We start from the raw sequence: 23,686 nt of genomic DNA on the forward strand, positions 1-23,686 counted from the left end.
TGGTTGTTTTTATTTATATAGTGTTTTGATAATTTCTGATTCATTCCCAACGGAAAAAATCTTTCGCTTGTGGTTGCCGATTGTCTGAGGCGTAACGCTGAGGTGCGGTTCCAGGCGCGAACACTTCAATAAAGCTGTTCGGCTGGTCTTCTGCTGTAAGAAGTCCTGAAGTACGGTCAATAGGATGGAATTCAATTCTGTCTGGTATTTTGAATTCCTCAATAGGCCATGATTTGCACGCCTCCACCATAAAATTTATCCAAGCTGGTGCTGCTGCTTTTGCTCCAGTTTCTTGCGGCCCGAGAGGCTTTTCCTTGTCATAGCCAACCCAACTTACTGCTACCATTTGTGGAATATAACCAACATACCAAGCATCTTTTAGTTGATTAGTCGTTCCGGTTTTGCCAGCACTAGGGCGTTTCAGACTGCGGGCCCGGATCCCGGTTCCTTCTTCGACCACTGATTCCAGCATATTTGTAATCAGGTAGGCTGTTTCCTCAGATATAACTCGCTGCCGACGGGGCTTTACCAACCGTTGATTGGCTAAAAGTCCTGAAGGAAAATCTGCAGGATCGATGGACTCAAGTATGCGTCCTTCGCGGTCGAGAACGCGCTGAATATAACTGGGTTCTATGCGAATGCCACCATTAGCGAATACTGTGTATGCTGTAGCAAGTTCAAGAGGTGTCAATGCACTTGAACCTAAAGCCAAGGTTAAATCTCGGTTGAGGGGTGATTTAATGCCCAGTTTCTTCAGATAGGTCAGGGTATATCCAACACCAATTTCTTCGAGAAGCTTAACAGTTACCACATTATTCGATTGGGTTAATGCCTGGCGTAGTGAGGTAGGACCGGCAAAACGATTGTTATAGTTTTTGGGTTGCCAGCGTTCACGTCGGCCGTCACTGCTGGTGCGATTGTAGATAACCGGAGAATCAATAACAACTGAAGCGGCAGTGAAACCTCGGTCCAGTGCTGCAGCATAAATTAGGGGTTTAATGGCTGATCCTGGCAGACGCTTTGCCTGAGTCACCCGATTAAACTGACTGTCTGTAAAATCGTATCCGCCAACCATGGCCAAGACAAATCCTGTATCCGGCTCAAGGGCAACCAGAGCTCCTTGGGCCTGTGGTTCTGGCAGTAAGTCTGCAAGAAAAGGCTGCCTGTCTTGCTGGATAACCCGAATGCGTACCAGTGCTCCACGCGGAATCTTACGGGTGATTTCACCTGGTGTCTCGGTGGCGTTGTCTACAAGCTGAAAAGGTTCCAACCATTTGATGCGATCTTGTGGAATCAGCCCCTGGGCCGCACCATAGCGGATATGGAGTCCTTGCTGATCACGATCGGTGACCAAGACTTCCAACTCCGCATGTGGCTGTAAGGCCTGCAGTGCCTGACGGGAAAGAAAATCTTCCTGCTCAGTCGGCCGGATGATTCTGCTTGGCATGGGAAAACCGTGACGGCGTTGGTATTCCCGCAGATTGGCGCGTACAGCCTGATGCGCTGCTTGCTGCTTGGCGAGGTCAAGACTCGTGTAGACTTGCAAGCCGGCAGTATAAAGCTGGTCGGAGCCATAGGTTTGCTCCAGGTAACGGCGAACCTGCTCGGTAAAATATCCGGTTTCCTTGAGGAAATTCTGGTTTCGGGCATGAATGGTAAGTTCTTCGTTTCGTGCTTGATCAGCCTGCTCGCTGGTGATGAAGCCCTCATTGACCATGCGCTGCAAGACATAGCGCTGTCGCTCTCGTGCTCCCGTCAGGTTGTGATAAGGCGAATAGCGGCTTGGGGCCTGGGGGAGCCCAGCCAAGAGGGCACATTCCGCTAGGGAGAGGTCTTTGATATCCTTGGCGAAATAGTTTTCCGCTGCCGCCTGGACGCCGTAGGCGCCATGGCCCAGATAAATTTGGTTCAGATAGAGGTGGAGAATCTCTGTTTTACTGAAACGTTGCTCGATGCGCCAAGCGAGAATGGCCTCCTTGAATTTGCGCGAAAATTTTCGTTCCGGCGTCAGCAGCAGGCTTTTGGCGACCTGTTGGGTTATGGTGCTGCCACCCTGCACAATGCCGCCGGCCTGCAGATTACGCAAGGCAGCACGACCGATGGATACCAGATCGACCCCTTGATGTTCAAAAAAATTGGCGTCTTCAGCCGAGACAAAAGCCTCGATCAGGGCTTGTGGCATCTGGCTGACCGGAACAATAATGCGCCGTTCACGATAAAATTCCGCGATCGGTGTGCCGTCGTTGCTGTAGATGCGGGTGATAACAGGAGGCTGATAATCCTCCAGCCTATCCATCTGGGGCAAGGTTTCCAATACCAGTACGTAGGCTGTAAGCAGAGCAGTCAGGCCCACCAGCGTACCGGCAGCTGTCAAGTAGAACAACCACCAGAAAATTTTTTTTACCCAAAACATATCAGAGTATCCGGCGCGACAGAAACGCGCTTATTCCACAGTGACTGACTTCGCCAAGTTGCGCGGCTGGTCGACATCGGTGCCTTTAAGTACGGCCAAATGGTAGGCCAGCAACTGCAGAGGAATGCTGGTTAGAATCGGCATTAAATCGTCATGGGTAGTGGGAATGATAAAATATTCCCGCGCCAAGGCCCGTAAATCAGAGCAATCGCAATCACTGACAATGAAAATTTGTCCTCCGCGGGCGTGAACCTCTTCCAGGTTGGCGCAAACCTTGGCAAAGGTGGCATTTTTTATTGCCAGGACCAAAACCGGCAGGTCTTCGTCAATCAGGGCGATCGGACCATGCTTCATCTCACCGGCGGGATAACCTTCGGCATGAATGTAGGAAATCTCCTTGAGTTTGAGAGCTCCTTCCAGCGCAATCGGATACTGATTGCCGCGGCCAAGATACAGAAAATCGCGGGCGTGCAGGTAAGGGCGCACCGTTTGTTCAATGGCTTCATCCAGTTGCAGAACCTCTTCTACAAGCCGTGGCAAGCTCATCAGTGCGGCGATCAGTTCTTGGCGCTGTGAATCCGCCAAAGTTTTTCGCTGCTGGGCAAGAAACAGGGTAAAAAGCACTAATGCTATCAATTGAGTTGTAAAGGCCTTGGTCGAGGCCACGCCAATTTCCGGACCGGCATGAGTATAGATAACCCCGTCGCTTTCCCGGGCAATGGACGACTCAACCACATTGCAAATGGCGAGTACTGGTGCTCCTTGGGTCCGTGCTTGCCGCAGAGCGGCAAGAGTATCGGCAGTTTCGCCACTTTGGCTGATAACCAGGGTCAGGCAGCGGCTGTTGATCAAGGGGTCGCGGTAGCGAAACTCACTGGCAATATCCACCTCGACCGGAATGCGCGCCAGTTTTTCGATCAGAAATTTACCGACCAGGGCGGCGTGCCACGAGGTACCGCAAGCTATGAGATAAAGCCGGTCGATTCCTGTAAGACAGGACGTGCTGAGTTGAATATCGTTGAGGATGATCTCGGCCTTGTTTTCACTGATGCGTCCGGCCAGAGTGTCGGCAATGGCACGTGGCTGTTCATGGATTTCCTTGAGCATGAAATGGCGATAACCACTTTTTTCCGCCATCAGCGGACTCCAAGTGATGGTTTTGCTCTGGTAAGGCCGCCTGTTGCCATCAAGATCGACGATTTGAAGTTCCGCTCGGCGTAACAGGGCCACTTCGCCGTCGTTGAGAAAAATCATGTCGCGGGTATGAGATAGAATGGCTGGAATGTCGGAGCCGAGAAAGAATTCCCCTTCGCCGTTTCCCAACACCAGCGGTGAGCCATTGCGGGCGGCGATCAATAGATCAGGGTGCTGATCACAGAGAACCGCGATGGCATAGGTACCGCGCAACTGCTTGAGGGCCTGGCAGACAGCTGCAGGGAAGTCAGCCGACTGTTTGTAGGCTTCCTCGATCAGATGAGCAATGATTTCACTGTCGGTCTGCGAGCGGAACTGATGGCCATGGGCACTTAGCTGCTGCTTGAGTACCAGATAGTTTTCGATGATACCGTTGTGGACCACAACAAAACCGCCGGCCCGGTGCGGGTGAGCGTTATCTTCCGAGGGTTTACCGTGTGTGGCCCAGCGGGTATGGCCGATGGCAAGGGTTCCGGGCAGGGCCTGTTGAGCCAATTGCTGTTCCAGTTGGGCCAATTTACCCTTGGCACGCAGGGTTTTGAGTTGCTGATCGGGGCCCAAGACGCAGATGCCGGCCGAATCATAGCCACGATATTCCAGCCGTCGCAGGCCGTCGACAATCAGGGGGACAGCCTGCTGATGACCGATATAGCCGACAATTCCACACATGGCAGTTTTTCTCCTTCAGTTCCGTCGGAATACAGGGGGAGGCGCGGGTTGCGTGACAACCGGCACGATGTGCGCGGTTTTTTAGGGCCGCTTGCGTTTGCGCCAGCCCGGAACAATTTTTTGTTCCGTTCGTGATAACGCCAGGGCATCGGCCGGAACGTCGCGGGTAATGGTGGAGCCGGCGCCGATGAGACTGTTGCGGCCAATGGTTACTGGAGCGATGAATTGCGTGTCGCTGCCGACAAAAACACCGTCCTCGATAACGGTCTTGTGTTTATTGACACCATCGTAGTTGCAGGTGATGGTACCGCAGCCGATGTTGATATCGCAGCCGAGGTCGGCATCGCCGATATAGGACAAATGGCTGGCCTGCGAGCGCAAGCCGATCTGGGCTTTTTTGGTTTCGACAAAATTGCCGATTTTGTTATGACCAGCCAGAACTGTACCGGGACGCAGATGAGCCATGGGGCCGACGATCACCCGTTCGCCCAGATAGGCTTCTTCCAGGGCGCTGCCGGCCTTGATGTGGCAGTCGTCACCCAACTGACAATCCTGCAGAACGGCACCGGTTTCTATGAGGCAACGCTGGCCGATACTGGTGGCGCCGCGCAGATGTACCCCTGCCTGCAGCAGGCTGTCGCGTCCGATGCGGACATCGGCGTCGATGTAGGTTGTGGCGGGATCTTCCAGGCTGACACCGGCATACTGATGTTCTCTGTTGATCCGTTCACGCAGCCAGCGACCTGCTTCGGCCAGCTGTACACGATCATTGACTCCAAGACACTCACGGGCATCCACCAGCAGTGCGCTGGCAACGGTCAGACCACGCTGGTGGGCCAGCGCGACGCAATCGGTCAGATAAAATTCGCCTTGGGCGTTGCGGTTGTCGAGCTGGTCGAGCAAGTCGAAGATCAACGGCGCGCGGAACACAAACACGCCGGTGTTGATTTCGCGAATGGTTTTTTCATCGGCCAGAGCGTCTTTTTCTTCGACGATGCGGCAGACATGATCCTGTTGCCGCAGAATTCGGCCATAGCCGGTGGGGTTGTCCAGCAGGGCGGTCAGCACGCTGATGGCGGCCTGCTGCTGCCGGTGCTGTGTCAGCAGCAGCTCAAGGCTTTCGCGGCGCAGCAGCGGGACATCGCCGCATAATAGCAGCAGATCGCCCTGAAAGTCCGCCAGGACGGACCGGGCGCATTGCAGGGCGTGACCGGTGCCCAGCTGTTCGTGTTGCACCACAAAATCAAGGCCCTCGGCGGAGCATTTTTGCCGGAGCTGTTCGGCGCCATGGCCGATAACCAGAACCCTGCGGTTGCTGCCAAGTTGACGGGCCAGCTGCAAGGGATAGCTGACCAGTGGCCGTCCGGCCAGGGGGTGGAGCACCTTGGGCAGATCGGAGCACATCCGGGTTCCCTTGCCGGCAGCCAGAATGACTGAGGCCAAAGCGCTATTGTTCATCGTCAATCCCCGTGCTTGTGTTAGACTTGCGCTCCGCGGTTTCTTTGCTGCTGAGCTGCGGGCTTCTTGAAACGGGCGGGCCGGGCCGCCGCAAAACCCTGTGGATAATGTGTAGATAATAGCATGGACGAGCGTCGGCGTCTGACCCAAAATTTGACGGATCTTGAACAGCAGCTGGCTGATCTGCGATTGCAGTATGAACAATACTTTGCCGGTGTGGAAAAACGGGCGCCACTGCGGGCTCGGGAAACCCTGGAACGGCAGTTGCGCCAGTTGACTCGCCGGCCGGTGATGCAGACCGAGCTGCGGTTGCGGCTGCAGAATCTGTCGGCCCGGTTCTACAGTTATGCCAGCCTGTGGGAGCGCCTTCAGCGCCAGCTTGACGAAGGACGCCAGCAGCGAGGTAACAGCCGGCCGTTGTCCCGGACGGAAACGCCAACAAGCCCCGGTCAGCAGCTCTATCAGGAGTATCTGGCCGTTTGCCGGCAATGTCAGGTGCCGGCCAGCTTGGGCGATGTCGGCCAGATCGAGCGTCTGCTGGAACAGCAGCGCCGCAAAATCGAGGAAAAATATGGAGCGGTGCAATGCAGCTTCCGGGTGGTGAACGAGAACGGTCGGCCGGTTATCCGGGCGCAGATCAAACGTCCCTGATGGTTCCGCTTCCTCGGGTACTGTGGCTCAGCTGGCATGTGCGACCGTCTCCTCAGGCTGTTGCCCTGGCAGCCGGCAGCATCATCGCCGCGCTGCCCGAGTCTTGGCGTGCACAAATGCCGGTGGTCGAACTCTATGGTCCCGCTGGTGCCGACGCGTTTTGGCCAGAGGTCGACAGGCTACAGCCTGACTGGGTCGCGTTCAGTATCGCCGTCTGGAATCATGACTGGTGTCTTGCCTTGGCGCGCCAGCTGCGGCAGCGTTTTCCCCGGCTGCGCCTGCTGGCCGGCGGTCCGCAAGTCAGTGCCCGGCCAGATGACCTGGCCGCTCTGGCACTGTTCGATGTGCTGTTTTGTGGTGCTGGTGAATATCTTTTTGCCGAGATGATCAGGAATTATCTGGCCGGAGCGCCGCTGCCGACATTGCTCAGGGCTGATGGGGGCAACAGCTTCGGCCCGTCTCCCTGGCTGACGCAAACCCTGCCGCTGCGATCCGGTCTGCTGTGGGAAACCGCCCGCGGCTGCCCGTTTCGTTGTGCCTACTGCTACGATGGCGGCGGTCGCCACAAGGTCGAAATCCTGCCGTTGGAGCGTTTGCGCCAGGAATTGCGGCTGTTTGCCAACGGCGGCGTGGAACAGCTGTGGGTACTGGATTCCAGCTTTAATGTGCCAACTCGGCGGGGCCAAGCGCTGTTGCGTTGTCTGCTGGAGGAGGCGCCGCGACTGCATTACCATCTTGAGGCCAAGGCTGAGTATCTTGACGAGGCCATCGTGGAATTGTTGCAGCAGCTGTCCTGTTCGGTGCAGGTTGGACTGCAGTCGATTCATCCGGCGGTGTTGCAGACCATCGATCGTTCGCTTGATGCTGAACGTTTCTGTGCCGGTCTGGAGCGGCTTGGCAATGCCGGTGTCACCTATGGTATTGATTTGATCTATGGTTTGCCCGGCGACGATTATGCCGGTTTTTGCGCCAGTGTCGATGCGGCTCTGTCGTTTCAGCCCAACCATCTCGAATGTTTTCCACTGGCGTTGCTTCCTGGTACCCGTCTGGCTGGTCAGGCCGAGGTTCTGGGGCTGGTGGCGCAGCCAGAACCGCCTTATGAAATCCGTGCCACGGCCAGCCTGTCAGCAGATGAACTGCTGCGCTGTCGCCGCTTGGCGGCAGCGATTCAGCTGTTTTATAACAATGGCCGCGCCATGGCCTATTTCGGCCTGCTGTGTGAAGCCCTGCAACAGCAACCAGCCAGCTTCCTGGCTGATTTTGGTGCCTGGCTGGACGCTCGTGGCCAACTTTTGGTCGGTGATCAGTGCGCAGAACCGCCCATGGTTGAATTGATGGCGCAACAGGAGGCATTCGTACGGTGTCAGTTCGCTGCGGCCGGGTTGACCGACCTGATTCCGATGGCGGTCGATCTGATCCATTTTCACCGGCTCTGGTCTGATGCGCTGTTGGCTGCTGATCTGCCCCAAGCGGGACGACAGACGGGCTTTCTGCACCAGGTACAACTGGCCGCCGGGGTTTTCGTGGGTCAGTTTCACTATGCTGTGAGGTTGTACGAGGAAGGCTGGGTGGACGATCTGGTGGAAGCTGTTGAACTGTATCCGGCCGAAGCGGACAGCGCGGCGCTGTTTTTCCGCAGCCTGGGACGGGTTTGTTGCCAGCCTATCCCGGCGCAACTGGCTACCTGGTTGCAGGCTGCTCCGGCAGCGCGCGGCACGCTCAAGGTTTCCGCGCGGCGTCAGCTGCAACAGCTGCTGGTTGAGGGCGTCTGCCAGCTGCCTTAATGGGCAGCTACGGGTTTTTAACAGGTAACTTTTGTCGCTTCATTGGCTGGATTTTTCCTGTTGTTTCAATAAGGCCGGATTCTGATAGACCAGACGTAAAGCACGACGCACCCGCGCTGCTAAGCGTTGGCCGTTGATGGGCTTGGCGATGAAGTCAAAGAAGCCCATGTCCAGTAATTGGGCTTCTTCACTAGCGGTGGCCCGGAAGGACTGGGCAATGACCGGTATGGCGGCGCTGTGCGGAATTTTGCGCAGAGACTGGAAAAACTGCACGCCATCAAAACCGCTCAGCTGAATCTCGCAGATGATCAGATGAGGGTGGTTTTTCTGTACCGCCATCAGGGCATCAGAGCTTTTGCTGGCGGTGGCGATGCGGTAGCCTTGGGGCTCCAGCGCTGTCTGGGCGGCATTGAGCATCTGCGGCGCATCAATCAGCAGCAGGCGCCACTGACCGTCAAAGGTTGGGGTCTCCAGGTTTTTCAGGTAATGGGTGTTGATCGCTTCGTGGATTTCCTTGGGTGTGGTCAGAAAGGGGATGACGCGCAGGCCGGTGGCGAAGGACAGGGTGTCGAGGGTTTCCATATCCAGTGGATTGACCATGGCCAGATACAGCTTTCTGGCTTCCACCTTCAACGGAAAGATCAGCTTCTCTAGGGCTTTCTGGCTGTCAACCAGATCCAGCAGGGACTCGGAAAAATGGTGCTGGGAGATATTCTTGATGGTTTTGAGACCAAACTGGCGGGCCAGGACCAAGGCGATGTCCTGTTCGGAAATGATTCCCGATTCCTCGAGGATCTGTCCCAGCCGTTTGCCGCTGACGGCCTGCTCAACCAGCGCCCGATCGAGATCCTGTTGGCGGATAACGCCCTCTTCCAGCAAGACTTCGCCAAATCGTTTCCGTCTGTTCATAAGGTTTCCTGTCTCGTTGATAACCATGATACCTTCAGAACAACCTAGCAGAATCTAATGCGCTGACAAGGGGAAAATGCTGCCAAGGCGTTGGGATACGGGTCTTTGGTGGTTATGGCGTATCTAACCGGGCCGTCGAAGTCAAATCCTCGGGGGTAAAGCCATATTGTGTTTTGCAGTACTCACAGGTTACCGACAGACCCGCAATTGAAGCGGCCAGGGCGTTTTGCTCCTTTGTCGGCAAGCTGGCCAACAAAGCAGCGGCCCGGTCACGATTGCAGTGGCAGCTGAAGCGCAGAGGCTGGGGTGGATACAGTTGCAAGGATTGGGTCGGAAAGAGGGTCTGCAAAATGACGGCCGGTTCTGTGCCCGTAGCCAGTAGCTGAGACAGCGGTGGCAGCTGGGCCAGTTGTTGTTCAAGAAGTTCGAGGGCCTGGTCGGGGCAGCCCGGCAACACCTGGATCAGAAAACCGCCGCTGGCGTCCACGCCGGCTTGAGGATCAAGCAGTACTCCCAGATTGACACAGGCCGGAGTTTGCTCGGAAACCATGAAATAGTGCGCCAGATCTTCGCCGATCTCGCTGCTGCTCAGTTGTACCATTCCCTGGTAGGGTTCTTTCAGGCCGAGATCCTTGATGACACGTAAAAACCCGGCACGGCCTATCGCCGTCGCCACATCGTAGTGCCCTTCGCGTGGCGGTAGCGCGGCTACGGGCTGGGCGATGGTGCCACAGATGCGACCATCGGCGTCACCCTCCACCTGTAAGCGACGCAGAGGGCCGTTACCTTCAACGGCCAATGCCAGGCGCTGGCCCGGTTTGAGCAGGCCCGTCATCAGGGCGCCGGCGGCCAGCAAGCGCCCGAGGGCCACCGTTGCCGTGGGATCGGTTTGCTGGCGCTGGCAGATATCCGCTGTTAGGTGAGTCGTGCGGGCACAGATCAGACGAAAGGCACCATCCGCGGTCAGGCCGCGAACCAGCACATCAGGAAGTCGTTCCATTGCTGCCCCTTATTGCCAGTTAGCAAGGCGCTGACGTGCCTTGTCTGCCTCGCCGCTGTCAGGATAACTGGCCACTACTTTTTCCAGAATGATGCGGGCGTTGCGGACATCGCCGAGGGCATGGAAGGCGAGTCCTTGTTTCAGCAGGGCGGCAGGCACCTTGGGGTGCTGTGGAAACAGCGAAATAACATCCTGAAACTGCAGGATGGCATTTTCGTATTTCTTGTCGCCGTAATAGGTTTCTCCAATCCAGTATTGAGCGTTGACCACCAGACTGTGGTTGGGAAAACGGCTGACAAAGGTTTCAAACAGCTGGCGCGCGGCGGTAAAATCCTGCTGTTGCTGTACCTGTTGCAAGGCCTGATCATAGAGCTGCTGGGCTTCGTGGGGTTCACCGGGCAGAGCGGTTTCGCTGCTAGGCGCGGATGCCGGTGTGGTTGAGACAGTGGCTTCCGACGCTGCGGCGAGGGGCAGGCTGGCAGATTGTGGCAGCGCCGCCACGCCGGCGGTGGCTACCGGCGGCGTGGCGGTGACCGGTGGCTGCTCTGGGGAAGTGGTACGCAATTCGAGGTCGTTCAGCCTGAGATTGAGCTGGTCGAACAGCCGTTGCTGCTGTTGTTGCTGATCGGCAAGCTGGCCGGTCAGACTTTGCAGATCAACCCGCAGACTGTCGAGTTCGGCACGAAAATCTGCCTGCTGACGGTTGATCTGCCGCAACAGGTCGTCGTTGCCCTGGCTGCCGCCGGGGCGAGCCTCCAACTGGTATTCCAGTCGCGACACACGGGCACTAAGACTGTCGCGCGGATTGCCACCGCCAGCTGGCATGGTGCCATAGACGGAAGAGCAGGCCGTCAGCAACAGCGGCAGCAGGGCGGCAGGGCCAAGCAGAAGGGAATTCTTTACGTTCATAAGCAATCTCCCGGACGGTTACAACAGGGTGTCGCCGGAAGCCCGGCGCGCCCCAAAGAGTAGGTGAGGTGCGGCGAATTTTCAAGCGCTGGCGCGGAAAAGGATTTTTTTCACTGTCGCAGGTCAGGAAAACTGGTTACAAAAAAACCGCACGGGGTATGCGCTCCCGTGCGGTTTTTGATTGAAGCAGCTTGCGCTGCCAGTGTTTCTGCTGCTTACTGCTGGGGGTTGAACTCGGCGCGGCGGTTCATTGCCCAGGCTTCCTCGTTGGAAGCGCGCACCAGCGGCATTTCTTCGCCGTAAGACAGGGTGCGCAGGCGCTCCGGTGCAATGCCGAGAGCCTTGAGGTACTCGGCAGCGGCCTTGGCGCGGCGCTCACCCAGGGCCAGGTTGTACTCGTCCGAACCACGCTCGTCGCAGTGGCCTTCGATGACCAGGCCGGTCTGCGGATTGATTTCGAGGTAGCGGGCGTTCTGCTGCAGGGTCTCGCGGGCGTCAGGACGCAGGACATGCTGGTCGAAATCGAAGTGAATCCGCTGCAGTTCGGCTGTAGCCGCCGGAGCCGCTGCCGCTTCGCTGACCGGCTCGGCCGCGACGGCGTAGGACGGAACCTCTTCGGCCGGATCGCAGCTGTTGGTCGGAACCTTGTCCGTTGCCTTGTAGGGCTTGGCGCAGCCAGCAGCCAGCAGGGCAGCACAGGACAGAACGATGAGGAGCTTAAACGCTTTCATGGTGTTGCTCTCCTTCCTAGGAAAGAAAAAAAGATAAACGGCTACACGTCGAACGCGAAACCGTGCGTCGTCGGGCCAAGCGGAGTATACTCGCAGCATAACAGAAAACAAGGGGATCTGCATTGGGAAATAAAAATTTTTCTGCCCGGTTTCAGCGTCTTTCCGACCTGGCCTGAAAGGGTTTGGGTTCTGTCTAAGTATTTGACAAACGAAATCTTTTTACTCTAGTATCGCCGCTGCGGCCGTGGCTTGCCAGCTGCCCAGATCCTCTTATGACCATATCGGCCGGTGGTCATCCGGCAGAAAGGAACCGAGCGCCCCATGGAACAGCAGCACCAGATTGATCGTATTCGCCAGCTGGCGCGCCAGCGAGACGCCCTGATTCTGGCCCATAACTATCAGCCCGAGGTTATCCAGCAGCTGGCCGATATCACCGGTGATTCCCTGGCCCTGTCACTGGAGGCGGCCCGCACCAGCAAACCGGTTATCGTGTTTTGCGGTGTCCATTTCATGGCCGAAAGTGCAGCTGTGCTGGCGCCGCAGAAGCTGGTCCTGTTGCCCAATGCCCAGGCGGGCTGTCCCATGGCCGATATGATCACGCCAGAGGATGTGGCCCGGCTGCGGGCTGAGCATCCGACAGCAGCGGTAGTGGCCTATGTGAACACCAGCGCCGCCACCAAGGCCGCCAGCGATATCTGCTGTACCAGTGCCAACGCCGTGACAGTGGTCAATTCATTGTCTGAGAAAGAGGTTATTCTGATCCCTGATCGCAATCTGGGTCGCTATATTGCCTCACGGGTCGATAAGATCTGTCATATCTGGGATGGTTGTTGCCCCGTACATGACGAATTGCCGGCCCAGGCTCTGGCCGCGGTCAAGCGGCAGTATCCCCAGGCGCCGGTGCTGGCCCATCCGGAATGCACACCGTCGGTGCTGGCGCAGGCAGACGCCATTTTGTCCACCGGTGGTATGCTGCAGCATGTGCGGACTGCGGCCGAGCAGCAGTTCATCATTGCGACGGAGCGTGGCATTGCCGTACAGCTGCAAAAGGACAATCCCGCCAAAGAGTTTATCTTTCCTGACTATCCGTTTATCTGCGAAGACATGAAGCGAACCAGCCTGGATGATGTCGAGCGTTGTCTGCAGCTGCTGCAGCCGCGTATCCGCGTTGCCGAGCCCGTGTGCAGCGCCGCCCGCCGGGCTCTTGAGCGCATGCTGGCCATCCCGCGCGACTGATGCCGATGTCCTGTGCCTTTTCGCCCTGTGTCTGCTGTCGCCGCCACAGGGGTCTGGTCCTGTATCCGTGACCGAATCCACCAGCCGTTTTCACGCCCACAGCACCACCGCCAGTGTTGCCGCCGAACTGGCCACCAGTGCCGGCACCGTGCATCTCGCCGGACTGAGCGGTGGGGCGCCGGCCTGTTTTCTGGCGCGGTTGCTGTCGCCGGCCCGCCCCCTGTTGCTGATCACCGCCAGTGCCGATGAAGCTCGCCGTCAGTACGACGAGCTTTGTTTCTTCGCGCCTGCCAGCGGCCAGATTCATCTGTTCCCGGCCTGGGAGATCGCGCCCTATGATCCTTTGCAGCCCCATGGCGAGATTGAGGCGGTGCGCCTGGCGACCCTGCGGGCGATACAGCTGGGGCAGGCTCAGGCTGTTGTCACAACGGCGGCGGCGCTGTTACAGCGGCTGATCCCGCAGGCTGTTCTGGCTGAACTGGCTTTATCGCTGTCCTGCGGTGCTGACTATGGTCGCGAGCTGCTGCAGCAACGTTTTTTGGCGCTGGGCTACCGGAATGTGCCGCTGGTGGAGGATCGCGGCACCTTCTGTTTTCGCGGCGATCTGCTGGACGTGTTTGCGCCGGGGCAGTCCCAGCCGCTCCGAATGGAATTCTTTGGCGACCGGCTTGAACGCATACGCCCTTTCGATGCGGCCAGTCAGCGCAGTGTTGACTGCGATCTGACCGCTGTCGAATTGGTGCCGGCACGCGAAATGGTGTTGCAGGGCGAGCTGCTGGAAGGTTTTTGTCAGCGGCTGAAGCAACGCTGCGACGATCTGGGTTTGCCGCGCAGCTGCCGTGAAGCGGTGATTCTGGAAGCGCGTGAAGGGTTGCTGGCGCCCGGCCGGGCCTTTCTGCTGCCGCTGAATTATGACCGGCTCGAAACCCTCTTTGACTATCTGCCGCAGGCCCGGGGCGTCTGTTTCGATCCGCCGGCCATTGAACAGGCCATCGACAGCCAGGCCCAGGCCATCCGCTCCGGTGCTGAGCGGGCGGCCGCCAGCGGCGAACCCTTTGTCGAGCCGCACCAGCTGTATCTGGCACCGCCGGAGATCGAGCAACGGCTGCAACAGTGCCGGCGCATTGATCTGGGCGGCTTGCAGCTGCTGGATGATCAGCACTACAGCCACCGGTTCCAGATGATCTGTCGCGGCAACGGCGCCTTTTTGCAGGTTCCGACCGCCCAGCGGATTACGCTGCTGGTTGATCAGTTGCAGCAATGGCAGCGGGAACGGTGGCGCGTGCTGCTGGTTTGCCACCAGCCAGGTGCGCTCGAGCGTCTACGCGATCTGCTGCAACATCGCGATATGGTCCTGTCCTGCCGTGCCGGCCTGCCGCAGGACAGCGGTCTTTATGGCTGCCTTGGCTCGGTGCGCGGTTTCGTGCTGCCGGACGAGCGCCTGGCGCTGGTCAGTGAGGAGGAGATCTTCGGTCCGCGGGCCAGGCGCAACAGTCGGCGTGAGGCCCGCGCCAAGGCGGTGTTATCGTCTCTGGCGCGGCTGCAGGAGGGCGATGCCGTGGTGCATGTCGATCACGGTATCGGCATCTACCGTGGGCTGCAGCATCTGGTCAGTGGCGCGGTGGAAGGCGATTTTCTGCTGCTGGAATATGCCGGTGGCGACCGGCTGTATGTGCCGACCGAACGCATCGAGAAGGTACAGAAGTATTCTGGCGCTGAAGGTGCGGCGGTCCGGCTTGACAAGATGGGTGGCAACGCCTGGGAAAAGACCTGTCAGCGCGCCCGCGCGGCGGTGGAGGAGATGGCGCGCGAATTGCTGACCCTCTACGCCCGCCGCCAGATGCACCGGGCCCAGCCGTTCAGTCCGCCAGACGACGATTTTCGCGCCTTCGAGGCCGCCTTCCCCTACGAGGAAACGCCGGACCAGCTTGCCGCCATCAACGACGTGCTGGCCGACATGCAGTCTGAGGTGCCGATGGACCGGCTGATCTGCGGCGATGTCGGTTTCGGCAAGACCGAGGTGGCCATCCGTGCTGCCTTCAAGGCCGCGCTCGATGGTCGGCAGGTGGCTGTGGTAGTGCCGACCACAGTGCTGGCGCGGCAGCATTTCACCACCTTCAGCGAGCGTCTGCGCGATTATCCGCTACGGGTCGAAATGGTTTCGCGTTTCCGCACGCCGGCGCAGATCCGCCAGGTGTTGACCGATCTGGTGGCGGGCCAGGTGGATATTGTTATCGGCACGCACCGGTTGCTGCAGCGCGATGTGCGGTTTAAGGACCTGGGTCTGGTGGTCATCGACGAGGAACAGCGCTTTGGCGTGAGCCATAAGGAACGTCTGAAGAAACTGCGGGCCCAGGTGGCCATGCTGACCCTGAGCGCCACGCCCATACCGCGTACCCTCAACATGGGTCTGCTGGGCATGCGCGATCTGTCGCTGATTGATACCCCGCCGGTCGATCGCCTGGCCGTGCGTACCTATGTCACCCGCTTCGACGAGGATCTGATTCGTGAAGCCATTCTGCGTGAACTGCAGCGTGGCGGCCAGGTCTACTTCGTCCACAACCGGGTTCAGTCCATTGCCGCCATGGAACGGCTGTTGCGCAGTCTGGTGCCCGAGGCCCGGATCGCCGTCGGTCACGGCCAGATGGCGGAAAAGGAGCTGGAACAGGTGCTGCTCGATTTTATCGAAGGGCGCAGCCAGGTGCTGTTGTGTAGCACCATCATTGAAAACGGTCTCGACATTCCGCGAGCCAACACCATTCTCATCAATCGGGCTGACTGCTTTGGGCTGGCCCAGCTTTATCAGTTGCGCGGAAGGGTCGGGCGGGGCAAGGAACGCGGTTATGCCTATCTGCTGATTCCCGGCGAGGCCAGCCTGACCCGGGAAGCGCGCGCCCGCCTGCAGGTGTTGCAGGAACTGACCGAACTGGGCGCCGGCTTTCGCGTTGCCAGCTACGATCTGGAACTGCGTGGCGCCGGCGACCTGCTGGGCGCGCGTCAGGCCGGGCAGATGGCCGCCATCGGTTTTGAGATGTACACCGAACTGCTGGAGGAAACCATCGCCGAGCTCAAGGGCGCGGAACACCAGGGTCGCATCGACCCGGAAATCCGTCTCGGACTCAGGGCGTTTCTGCCGGAAAACTATGTGGCCGATCCCAACCAGCGGCTGGTGTTCTACAAGCGGCTGGCGGCGGCGGAAGACGAGCAGGGTCTCTACGATCTGGTTGATGAATTGCAGGACCGCTACGGCGCCCTGCCGCCAGCGGCCGAAATTTTGCTTGAGATGATGAAGTTGCGCGTCGATCTTAAACGGCTGCGGATTGAACTGGCGGAGTATGACGGCCGCGCCCTGGTCTTTGGTTTTCATGCCAGCACGCCGGTGGCGCCCGACAACCTGCTGCGGCTGCTACAGGAAGATCCCCGCCGTTACAGTCTGTCGCCCGATTACCGTCTACGGGTGGTGACAGAGCGGCTGGGCGATGGTGAACTGCTGGCCGAGGCCAGAAAGCAATTGCAGGCGTTTTGCGGCGCGTGCTAGCTTCGGCCATTCTGCAAGCCTTTCAAGGAGAACCTTTTTTCATGCGACATTCTGCCCTGTCTTATCTGTTGCCCCGCCTGTTGTGTTTAACCCTGCTGCTTCTGCCGCAGGGGGTTCTGGCCGAGGAACTGATCAGCCGTATTGCCGCCGTGGTGAATGATGAAATCATTACCACGCGCCAGTTGCAGCAGCGCCTCGATGGCCTGCCTAGCGGCATGCCGCGTGATCCGCAGGCCCAACTCGAACTGATGATCGACGATGTGTTGCTGCGTGCCCGAGCCAAGGAACTGGGTGTGCAGGTCAGCGAAGAGGATATTGACCGGGCCGTGGCCGATGTGCAGCAGCAGAACCGCATCGATGCTGCCCAATTGGAACAGGCCCTGCTGGCGCAGGGGCTGACCCTGGCGCGTTATCGCGAACAGCTGCGCGAGCAGATCCTGCGCTACAAGCTTACCGGGATCGAGGTCCAGAGCAAGGTCGATGTTACTCGCCAGGAAATTCGCAGTTATTATCAGGAGCATCTCGACCGCTACCGTCACAAGCCGCGGCTGCGGCTCAGCCGCCTGTCCTTTCCTCTCGGACGCGATGCTGACGCCGTGCGGGCTGCCGCCGAGCAGGCACGTCAGGATCTGGCGGCCGGTCGTCCCATCGAGGCGGTACTGGCCGACTTGCCACCACATGCCGCCGCCGATGGCGATGACATGGGTTCCTTCGCGCCGGGGGAGCTGTCGGCCGAGTTTGAGGCCGCCGTGGCTGACGTGCCGCAAGGCGCCGTCAGCGCCCCGGTCGAGCGCGACGGCATTTTGCATCTGCTGCGGGTGGAGGAACGTCTGGCCGGTGGCGTTACCGATCTGAGCCAGGTGGAAGAGGATATCCGCAACCAGCTACGCCAGCAAAAGATGGAGCAGCGGCTGAAAACCTGGCGAGACGAACTGCGCCAGAGTGCCTATATCGATATCCGTCTGTGATCTCAGCACATCTTCCAATGCATCTCACGCACCCATCCCGCAGTCGCTCTGCCGGATGGGTGTTTGTTTTTCGACACATTTGTCGAATGGCCGACAATCTTGTTGCGGGCTGCAGTAGCTGGCTTGTCGGCCGCGCCGGTCGGACTGGAAAAAGGCGTTGTGGAACGGCTTTTGTATGGAGCAGGTATTGTCGCAGCTTAAGGCTTTGTTATGGGTTTTTCAGCTGTTTGCTTGTGTGGTTCCTGTTCTGGACTTCCCTGGCTCAGGCTGCGCCGCAACTGGTAGCTGAAATGGCTCTGGGGTATGACGATAACCCGCAGCAACTGATCCGGCCGGAGGGTTCAACATTTTGTTTTTACCGTTTGACGGCAGAGTACGACCGGTTGCTGGCGGATGGCTCCGCCGGTTTTTATGGCTCGGCCCAGTGGCAGGATTTCTGGCGCCTGGACGACCGGCATCAGGCGTTGCTGGGGGCGCGGCTACGGCAGCCGCTCTGGTCGAATGGGGCTGAGTTGATGCTGTTTAGCGAGTTGGTGCAGCAAGCCGACGGTCTGGTTGCAGAAGAAGACTATTGGGCTGGGCGAGCAGGGCTGACGTTGAGTCGGGTCTGGGGACTGCGCTGGTATGGCCACTTGCAGCTTGGCTATCAGGAACGCTGGTATCGCGATAGCAGCGCGCGACAACACGATGGCCATGTGTCGGGCCAGCGCGAGCTGAAGCCAGAACCTTCAGGGCAAGGAGATCAACCCGTTACCTCCAGAGTTTCCCGGCGTCAAGATGATCAATGGCAGCTGACTGCGTTGCTGGAATACCGCTTCAGTGCCTTCTGGCGGCAACATGTGCAATTGCAGCTAGCGGACAATGCTTCGAATTGGCGGCGAGAGCGCTATACCGAATGGGCGTTGAGTTACCTTCTGCATGCGGAACTGGGCAGGTGTCAGTTGGAGTTGTGGTTGGAACGCGCCTGGCGCGATTTGGTCAAAGCCAGTGAACGACAGGACGGTTTGGGCGCTGAATTGGCCTGGCCGCTTGGCCGGAGTTGGGATCTGGTTGTTTCCTGGCGCCTCGAACAGGTCGAAAGTCCGGTCGCCGAGGATTGTTATCGATTACGGGTGAGCCAATGCGGGTTACGCTGTTTCTTCTGATGCTCATTTTTCTGCTGCCGCCAAATCTGTCAGCTGTCGAACCGGTTCAGCGTGCCCGCCTGCTTGGCGTCAGTTCAGATGGCCGCCAGTTAAAGCTTGCGGTTGAAACCGCAACAGGTCTGCGCGAAGAAGAGCACGAGCTGGCGGATGTTGTCCGTCTGCCTCCCCAGATACAACTGGGTGACTGGTTGGAACTGGAACTGGCGGAACCGACGGGCAGGGTTCGTGTTGTGCGGCCGGCGCGATCGCTCTCGGTAGACCGAACCGGCGTGCGCAGTCGGTTGGCCCGTCTGCGGGACAGCCATCAGGGGGCCGCGACGTTCTCAGGGCGTGGCAGCAGCCGGGGGGGAGGCCGCTGATGACTTTGCGGCCGGACGTTCGATCCTGGCGGTTGGCTCTGTGGCAGCTCAATCTGTTGGTATTCGGTGGCCTGGTTGCGGGTGTGTTGCTGTTTTTTCTCTGGCAGATTGACAGCACGCGTCATTCCTTCGAGGAACATTTCGATGAACACAGTGAACTGATTGGGCAGGTGGCCGCCAATGCCCTGATCAATGCCGAGCAGACGCGTCACTTGGTAGAGCAAATCGTTGCGGCCTTTTTGCAACGCAATGCCGAGTTTCTGGCCACTCTGGAGGCCATAGAACCTTTTAGTGAGGCGGAACTTACGGCTTATAGTGTTGAAAATGGATTGGTTGGCATTCAGATCAGGCGATTTGGCGACTCTGCGGTAACCGGACCGCCGAATTGGCAACCACCAGAGAGCCTTCTGTCGTCCAATGGCCTGTATGCCGTACCCGATCAGCACCAGTATGTGCTGATCGCACAACAGGCTGCTTTGCAGGTGGTGGTAGCTATTGATGCAACGGAAATAGAGCAGCTTCTGCAGCGCCTAAGTCCGGCCCAGGTTCTTCTTGAGATGCAGGCGCTCAGTGGCATCGACCATATGGAGCTGTCGCCACTGTCGTCGCCGGCGGTTGCGGCAACAGCACCGCTGCGGCAATTGCCTCTTGGCGATCAGGTGTTGCGCTTGCAACTGGCCGAGGGTTCCCTGCAGCGGCGCCAGCAGCAACTGTGGCGGCAGTTCGGTCTGTTCGCGGCTCTGCTGAGTCTGGCCGGCCTGAGTCTTTCCTGGCTCCTTTATCGTTCCCAACAACACCAATTACAGCAGGTCCAGACCATTGAGCGGGAGCTGGGGCAGCGGCGAGAAGATGCCCTAATCGGCCGGGCAACGGCAACCATCAGTCATGAAATCCGTAATCCGCTTAGTGCCTTAAGTCTTGGGCTGCAGCGGCTGCAACTGGAATGCCCGCAGCTGGGGCCGGAACAGCATGAAATGGTGCAGGCCATGCGTGAGGCGGTCGCGCGCAGTAACAGTATTCTTGTTGCGTTGCAGCGTTTTGCCCGGCCGTTGCAGCCGCAGTGGCAGAACTGTGATCTGACCGCCCTGATTGAGCGCCTGCTGTTGCTTTATCGCCCCCAGATTGAACGACAGCGATTGCAGCTGGATAGCCAATTGCAGCCCCAGTCCCTACTGGCTGATGAAGCCCTGATGGGCCAGCTGGTGGAGAACCTGCTTAAAAATGCCTTAGAAGCCCAGCCCGATGGCGGGATCGTGCGGTTGCAGTTGTCCCCTGTGCCTTCGGGGGTTGAATTGCTGATTGAAAATGGCGGTAAGAGTCTTGACGATGCACAGGTCGCGCGAATGCAGGAACCCTATTTTACCACCAAGACCAGGGGGTCAGGTCTCGGTTTGCCCCTGGCAGGCAAGATTATCGCGGCGCATCAGGGGTTATTGCAACTGAAACCGCTCAGAACCGGTGGGCTTCAGGTGCGGGTTTTTTTGCCACGAAAGGATTCTGGCGGTGGTCTTACTGATTGTCGATGACGAACCGAGCCAGCGGGAGCTGCTGGCGGGCTTTCTGCAACGTCAGGGCCATCAGGTGTTCTGTGCTGCGGGTGGAGACGAGGCCCTGGAGCTCTACCGGCGGCATCCGATTGATCTGGTGCTGCTTGATCACAACATGCCCGGCGAAACGGGTGATCTGCTCATAGCGAAGTTCAAGGCGATCAATCCGCAGCCGAAGATTGTGCTGATGACGGCCTATGCCGCTGTGGATCTGGCGGTACGTTGCTTCAAGGCGGGAGCGGACGATTTTCTCGAGAAGCCTCTTGATTTGCTTGAACTGCGCGACAAGCTGGCTGCGGCTGAAGAGCAGTTATTGCAGTTGCAGGATGTGCTTGTGGTGGAGGAACAACTCGTTGATTCTCCCCTGCCGTTTCCTTTTGTCGCCAAAAGTTCTTCCATGCAGCAATTGCTTTCGCTGGTGCGACGGGTGGCCAAAAGTCCCTGGCCGGTGCTGATTGAGGGTGAAACCGGCAGCGGCAAGGAACTGGTGGCGCGGCTGGTCCATCAGCTTAGCGAGCGGCGTGAGGGCCCGTTTATCGAGGTCAACTGCGCCGCCATTGTCGAGAGCCTGTTTGAGGCTGAACTGTTTGGTCATGAAAAAGGCGCCTTTACCGGTGCCGTTGGGCGCCGCGATGGCCACTTTGTTGCCGCAGATGGCGGAACCCTGTTTCTGGATGAAATTGGCGAATTGCCCCTGCCCCTGCAGGCCAAGCTGCTGCGGGCATTGCAGGAACAACGCATTCAGCCGGTGGGCGGCTCGCATAGCCGCGCTGTTGACGTGCGGGTGGTGGCCGCTACCAATGCCCATCTGGTAGCGATGGTGAACGAGAACCGTTTTCGCGAGGATCTCTACTATCGCCTGAATGTCTTTGAGGTTCAGGTGCCGCCTCTGCGCCAGCGGCGTGATGATATCATCGCTTTGATCGAACTGTTTCTGGGCGATCGTACCGGACAGCTGGAGCTGGAGCCGGCGGCCCTGGATGCCTTGCTCAAATACGACTATCCGGGTAACGTGCGCGAGTTGCGCAATCTGATTCAGCGCGCAGCGACGCTGGCGCGGGGTGGCTGGCTGCGCCGGACGGACCTGCCGCCTGTCGTGCAGGCACGGCAACGGGAAGAGGGAAGTCGGCTGTCGTCCCTGGCGCCGCTGCCGGATCAACTCGAAGCCCTGGAGGCGGAACTGATTCGGCAGCGGCTGGAGGAGGCTGGCGGGGTGCAGACCCGTGCCGCCGAATTGCTTGGGATCAGTGAACGCGTCCTGCGCTATAAAATGGCCAAGTATCGTCTTGGTCGCAGAAGAGGATAGGGCTTTACGGGCTTGATGGCGTCGCGAACCCTCAGCACTGCGTTGCCTCGATGACCGTTGGTTGGTCACATGGCGCGCTTTGCCAGGGATTTTTTGCCTAGTCAGCCATCAGGATGCTTTTGGTGCAGGCACCAGCGATTACAATAGCGGGATTTCGAGACCTGCCAGAACGATCAGGCTCTGGTCCTGGTCATCGCCGTTTTCATTGCTGGCCGCCAGGCTGCAGCTGGCGCTGAGCTCCCGCCAAAGGTTCCAGCGCAGTTCCACCAGTCCCTCGTTGAGCCAGGAGCGTTCCAGGTCGGAGTACTCCAGCTGATATTCCAATTGCCAGCGGAGCTGGCGGGAAAGTTGACCGCTGTATTTCAGGGTCAGATTAACGATGGTTTCCTGCTCCTCATCAAAGTACCCCAGTCCCACGGCGGCCTCCAGCCGTGGCAACCAGACCGGTTGATGACTGAGCTGCATCAGACTGTTGATCTGGTCGGGACGGTCGGTGGCGTAGTCCTCGTAATAGGCGCCGAGAGTCAGGTGCCAGCCCGGCCGCAGGAGCCAGCCAGCCAGCAGGCCACTGAGCTGCTGGGCGCCGAGGTGTAATTCGGCTCGTTCGGTGGCGATATTGTAGACGGGCTCCGGATCACGTTGTCGCTGATAACTGAGGCTGAGCCAGTTCACTGTGCCCTGGTAGTGCAGGCGTGCTGTTCCGGTCCAGAGGTCGCGAGTATTGTTCAAACGGTAGAAGCCACTGTCGCCGCGATCGGTAAAGCGTTCGCAGCGAAGTTCGGCAGAGGCATTGAATCCCTTTGCCGCTTCATATTGCCACTGAACGAAGGCGGCACGCTGATTCAGGCTGAAATCGTTGTCGCCAAACAGCAAGCTTTTTTGCTCAATGGTTCCCTGCTCAAGCCCGGCACCGATCCGGTGTTGAGCCAGACTCGTGCCCAGCTGTAACTGGCTGCTGCGTTCCTGCCAGCGGTACAGATCCTGCCCGAGTTCCGGCAGGTATTCGGTTTCTTCCAACCACAGCTGGCGCAGTTGCAGGCTTAACGCCGTGCTGGCGGGTGGTGCTGACTGACGCAGGGCATAACTCAACGGGTTGGTGGCGCTGTCCGCTTGGGCGGATTGTGGCCATACAATAATGGCCAGCAGCACGACCGCCAGCAGCCGATGCAGGAAGAATAAAGCGGTATACATGGCAGGATTCCAGGCTGGGAAAGGGCAACGTCCACCAGAAAGAACAGAGCGTTTCGCCGGAAGACGAAACGCTCTGCTTTGTTGGGGCGATCAGCGTGTGCGACCAGCACGAGCGCGCTGGCCAAGAGCAGCAGCGGCGCCACTGCCGTCGAGCAGTTGCTGCCCGCCGGCCTCGTAGGTGTCACACAGACCGTTGTTGTCGGCGTCAACGAAGTTGGTGGCGGCGGCACCCTGGCCGGTACCGGGAGTCGGACGCGCATCGCCGATACCATCGCCATCGCTATCAATCAGGTACAGACCACTGCCGCCAAGGGAGCCGCGAAATTGTGAAGCCAGGGCAGGTAGACTGCTCAGCAAAACGGTGACCAGGGCCAGGCTCATCAGAGAAAGAATGCGTTTTTTCATGGAAGTTTGTCCTTTCAGGCAACATGGGGTTGCATTAAAGATGGGAACGATCGGGGCGAAAATCACAACAGCGCTGTTGTCGTTGGGTAAAGCAACGCCTGTGCCAAGAGCTGGGGACTCTCGCCAGTTAATCCTATCTCACTGAAAGAACATCTGTTTTGTGAAAAATAAACCAGCACAGGAGCTTGTGAGCTGTGCTGTGCGAGGGAAACCCTGGACCGGATCGACAGACGGTGCTGGTGAAGACGACAAGATTGTCGATCCGGTCATCCT

Annotated in this window: 18 protein-coding genes; 9 read left to right on the plus strand and 9 right to left on the minus strand. The window is 58.5% G+C overall.

The features are described from left to right. Positions 1-40 precede the first annotated feature (40 nt). From BLR80_RS11105 to glmU, 3 genes are all read right to left on the minus strand, one after another. Positions 41-2,413 (minus strand): penicillin-binding protein 1A, encoded by a 2,373-nt coding sequence (locus tag BLR80_RS11105; RefSeq protein WP_092080084.1) that lies wholly within the window; start codon positions 2,411-2,413, stop codon positions 41-43. A gap of 30 nt (positions 2,414-2,443) precedes the next feature. Further along, complete coding sequence (gene glmS, locus BLR80_RS11110; protein ID WP_092080087.1) at positions 2,444-4,276, minus strand: glutamine--fructose-6-phosphate transaminase (isomerizing); 1,833 nt, start codon at positions 4,274-4,276, stop codon at positions 2,444-2,446. Between the two features lie 81 nt (positions 4,277-4,357). Further along, positions 4,358-5,734 carry a bifunctional UDP-N-acetylglucosamine diphosphorylase/glucosamine-1-phosphate N-acetyltransferase GlmU gene (gene glmU / locus BLR80_RS11115; RefSeq protein ID WP_092080090.1) on the minus strand — a complete coding sequence of 459 codons (1,377 nt, stop codon included), beginning with the start codon at positions 5,732-5,734 and terminating at the stop codon, positions 4,358-4,360. Between the two features lie 123 nt (positions 5,735-5,857). On the opposite strand from glmU, the gene BLR80_RS13010 reads away from it, so the two are divergent. Next, complete coding sequence (locus BLR80_RS13010) at positions 5,858-6,385, plus strand: MXAN_5187 C-terminal domain-containing protein (RefSeq protein WP_171906432.1); 528 nt, start codon at positions 5,858-5,860, stop codon at positions 6,383-6,385. After that, positions 6,385-8,169, plus strand: a complete 1,785-nt coding sequence (locus BLR80_RS11120; protein ID WP_171906433.1) for a B12-binding domain-containing radical SAM protein — start codon at positions 6,385-6,387, stop codon at positions 8,167-8,169. The genes BLR80_RS13010 and BLR80_RS11120 overlap by 1 nt, the downstream gene beginning before the upstream one ends. A 39-nt stretch (positions 8,170-8,208) precedes the next feature. Here BLR80_RS11120 and BLR80_RS11125 read toward each other — a convergent pair whose 3' ends face one another. The 4 genes from BLR80_RS11125 to pal all read right to left on the minus strand — a co-directional run bounded on the left by BLR80_RS11125 (position 8,209) and on the right by pal (position 11,718). Further along, positions 8,209-9,078, minus strand: coding sequence for a response regulator (locus tag BLR80_RS11125; protein ID WP_171906434.1), 870 nt, complete (start codon positions 9,076-9,078; stop codon positions 8,209-8,211). 112 nt (positions 9,079-9,190) lie between these two features. Then, a complete protein-coding gene (gene hslO / locus BLR80_RS11130; RefSeq protein ID WP_092080100.1) occupies positions 9,191-10,078 on the minus strand; it encodes an Hsp33 family molecular chaperone HslO in 888 nt (295 codons plus the stop codon). A gap of 9 nt (positions 10,079-10,087) precedes the next feature. Continuing rightward, positions 10,088-10,987 (minus strand): tol-pal system protein YbgF, encoded by a 900-nt coding sequence (gene ybgF, locus BLR80_RS11135; RefSeq protein ID WP_092080102.1) that lies wholly within the window; start codon positions 10,985-10,987, stop codon positions 10,088-10,090. A 215-nt stretch (positions 10,988-11,202) separates the two neighbouring features. Then, a complete protein-coding gene (gene pal, locus BLR80_RS11140) occupies positions 11,203-11,718 on the minus strand; it encodes a peptidoglycan-associated lipoprotein Pal (protein ID WP_092080105.1) in 516 nt (171 codons plus the stop codon). Between the two features lie 321 nt (positions 11,719-12,039). On the opposite strand from pal, the gene nadA reads away from it, so the two are divergent. The 7 genes from nadA to BLR80_RS11175 all read left to right on the plus strand — a co-directional run bounded on the left by nadA (position 12,040) and on the right by BLR80_RS11175 (position 21,817). Beyond that, on the plus strand, positions 12,040-12,954 hold the full coding sequence (gene nadA, locus BLR80_RS11145) for a quinolinate synthase NadA (protein WP_092080108.1): 915 nt from the start codon (positions 12,040-12,042) through the stop codon (positions 12,952-12,954). Between the two features lie 67 nt (positions 12,955-13,021). Further along, complete coding sequence (mfd, locus tag BLR80_RS11150) at positions 13,022-16,492, plus strand: transcription-repair coupling factor (protein WP_245691501.1); 3,471 nt, start codon at positions 13,022-13,024, stop codon at positions 16,490-16,492. 41 nt (positions 16,493-16,533) lie between these two features. Continuing rightward, positions 16,534-17,460: a peptidyl-prolyl cis-trans isomerase gene (locus BLR80_RS11155; RefSeq protein ID WP_092080111.1), complete on the plus strand. Its 927-nt coding sequence runs from the start codon at positions 16,534-16,536 to the stop codon at positions 17,458-17,460. Between the two features lie 86 nt (positions 17,461-17,546). Further along, on the plus strand, positions 17,547-18,605 hold the full coding sequence (locus tag BLR80_RS11160; protein WP_143012150.1) for a hypothetical protein: 1,059 nt from the start codon (positions 17,547-17,549) through the stop codon (positions 18,603-18,605). Then, positions 18,581-18,964, plus strand: a complete 384-nt coding sequence (locus tag BLR80_RS11165; protein ID WP_092080117.1) for a hypothetical protein — start codon at positions 18,581-18,583, stop codon at positions 18,962-18,964. Before BLR80_RS11160 ends, BLR80_RS11165 begins: the two co-directional genes overlap by 25 nt. Next, entirely contained in the window at positions 18,964-20,490 is a 1,527-nt protein-coding gene (locus BLR80_RS11170; RefSeq protein ID WP_092080120.1) for a sensor histidine kinase, read from the plus strand. Before BLR80_RS11165 ends, BLR80_RS11170 begins: the two co-directional genes overlap by 1 nt. Next, positions 20,468-21,817, plus strand: a complete 1,350-nt coding sequence (locus BLR80_RS11175) for a sigma-54-dependent transcriptional regulator (RefSeq protein WP_092080123.1) — start codon at positions 20,468-20,470, stop codon at positions 21,815-21,817. The genes BLR80_RS11170 and BLR80_RS11175 overlap by 23 nt, the downstream gene beginning before the upstream one ends. 138 nt (positions 21,818-21,955) lie before the next feature. Here the strand turns inward: BLR80_RS11175 and BLR80_RS11180 are convergent, their stop codons facing one another. Continuing rightward, positions 21,956-23,008 carry a TonB-dependent receptor gene (locus BLR80_RS11180; protein ID WP_092080126.1) on the minus strand — a complete coding sequence of 351 codons (1,053 nt, stop codon included), beginning with the start codon at positions 23,006-23,008 and terminating at the stop codon, positions 21,956-21,958. A 90-nt stretch (positions 23,009-23,098) separates the two neighbouring features. Then, positions 23,099-23,413, minus strand: a complete 315-nt coding sequence (locus BLR80_RS11185; protein WP_092080129.1) for a hypothetical protein — start codon at positions 23,411-23,413, stop codon at positions 23,099-23,101. Between the last annotated feature and the right edge of the window lie 273 nt (positions 23,414-23,686).

The organism is Desulfuromonas thiophila (genome assembly GCF_900101955.1).
Taxonomy (GTDB): Bacteria; Desulfobacterota; Desulfuromonadia; order Desulfuromonadales; family Desulfuromonadaceae; genus Pseudodesulfuromonas; species Pseudodesulfuromonas thiophila.

Excerpts from the sequence above, each read along its gene's own strand:
- BLR80_RS11105 (WP_092080084.1), bottom strand. The coding sequence starts at position 2,413 with ATGTTTTGGGTAAAAAAAATTTTCTGGTGGTTGTTCTACTTGACAGCT.
- glmS (WP_092080087.1), bottom strand. The coding sequence starts at position 4,276 with ATGTGTGGAATTGTCGGCTATATCGGTCATCAGCAGGCTGTCCCCCTG.
- glmU (WP_092080090.1), bottom strand. The coding sequence starts at position 5,734 with ATGAACAATAGCGCTTTGGCCTCAGTCATTCTGGCTGCCGGCAAGGGA.
- BLR80_RS13010 (WP_171906432.1), top strand. The coding sequence starts at position 5,858 with ATGGACGAGCGTCGGCGTCTGACCCAAAATTTGACGGATCTTGAACAG.
- BLR80_RS11120 (WP_171906433.1), top strand. The coding sequence starts at position 6,385 with ATGGTTCCGCTTCCTCGGGTACTGTGGCTCAGCTGGCATGTGCGACCG.
- BLR80_RS11125 (WP_171906434.1), bottom strand. The coding sequence starts at position 9,078 with ATGAACAGACGGAAACGATTTGGCGAAGTCTTGCTGGAAGAGGGCGTT.
- hslO (WP_092080100.1), bottom strand. The coding sequence starts at position 10,078 with ATGGAACGACTTCCTGATGTGCTGGTTCGCGGCCTGACCGCGGATGGT.
- ybgF (WP_092080102.1), bottom strand. The coding sequence starts at position 10,987 with ATGAACGTAAAGAATTCCCTTCTGCTTGGCCCTGCCGCCCTGCTGCCG.
- pal (WP_092080105.1), bottom strand. The coding sequence starts at position 11,718 with ATGAAAGCGTTTAAGCTCCTCATCGTTCTGTCCTGTGCTGCCCTGCTG.
- nadA (WP_092080108.1), top strand. The coding sequence starts at position 12,040 with ATGGAACAGCAGCACCAGATTGATCGTATTCGCCAGCTGGCGCGCCAG.
- BLR80_RS11155 (WP_092080111.1), top strand. The coding sequence starts at position 16,534 with ATGCGACATTCTGCCCTGTCTTATCTGTTGCCCCGCCTGTTGTGTTTA.
- BLR80_RS11160 (WP_143012150.1), top strand. The coding sequence starts at position 17,547 with ATGGCCGACAATCTTGTTGCGGGCTGCAGTAGCTGGCTTGTCGGCCGC.
- BLR80_RS11165 (WP_092080117.1), top strand. The coding sequence starts at position 18,581 with ATGCGGGTTACGCTGTTTCTTCTGATGCTCATTTTTCTGCTGCCGCCA.
- BLR80_RS11170 (WP_092080120.1), top strand. The coding sequence starts at position 18,964 with ATGACTTTGCGGCCGGACGTTCGATCCTGGCGGTTGGCTCTGTGGCAG.
- BLR80_RS11180 (WP_092080126.1), bottom strand. The coding sequence starts at position 23,008 with ATGTATACCGCTTTATTCTTCCTGCATCGGCTGCTGGCGGTCGTGCTG.
- BLR80_RS11185 (WP_092080129.1), bottom strand. The coding sequence starts at position 23,413 with ATGAAAAAACGCATTCTTTCTCTGATGAGCCTGGCCCTGGTCACCGTT.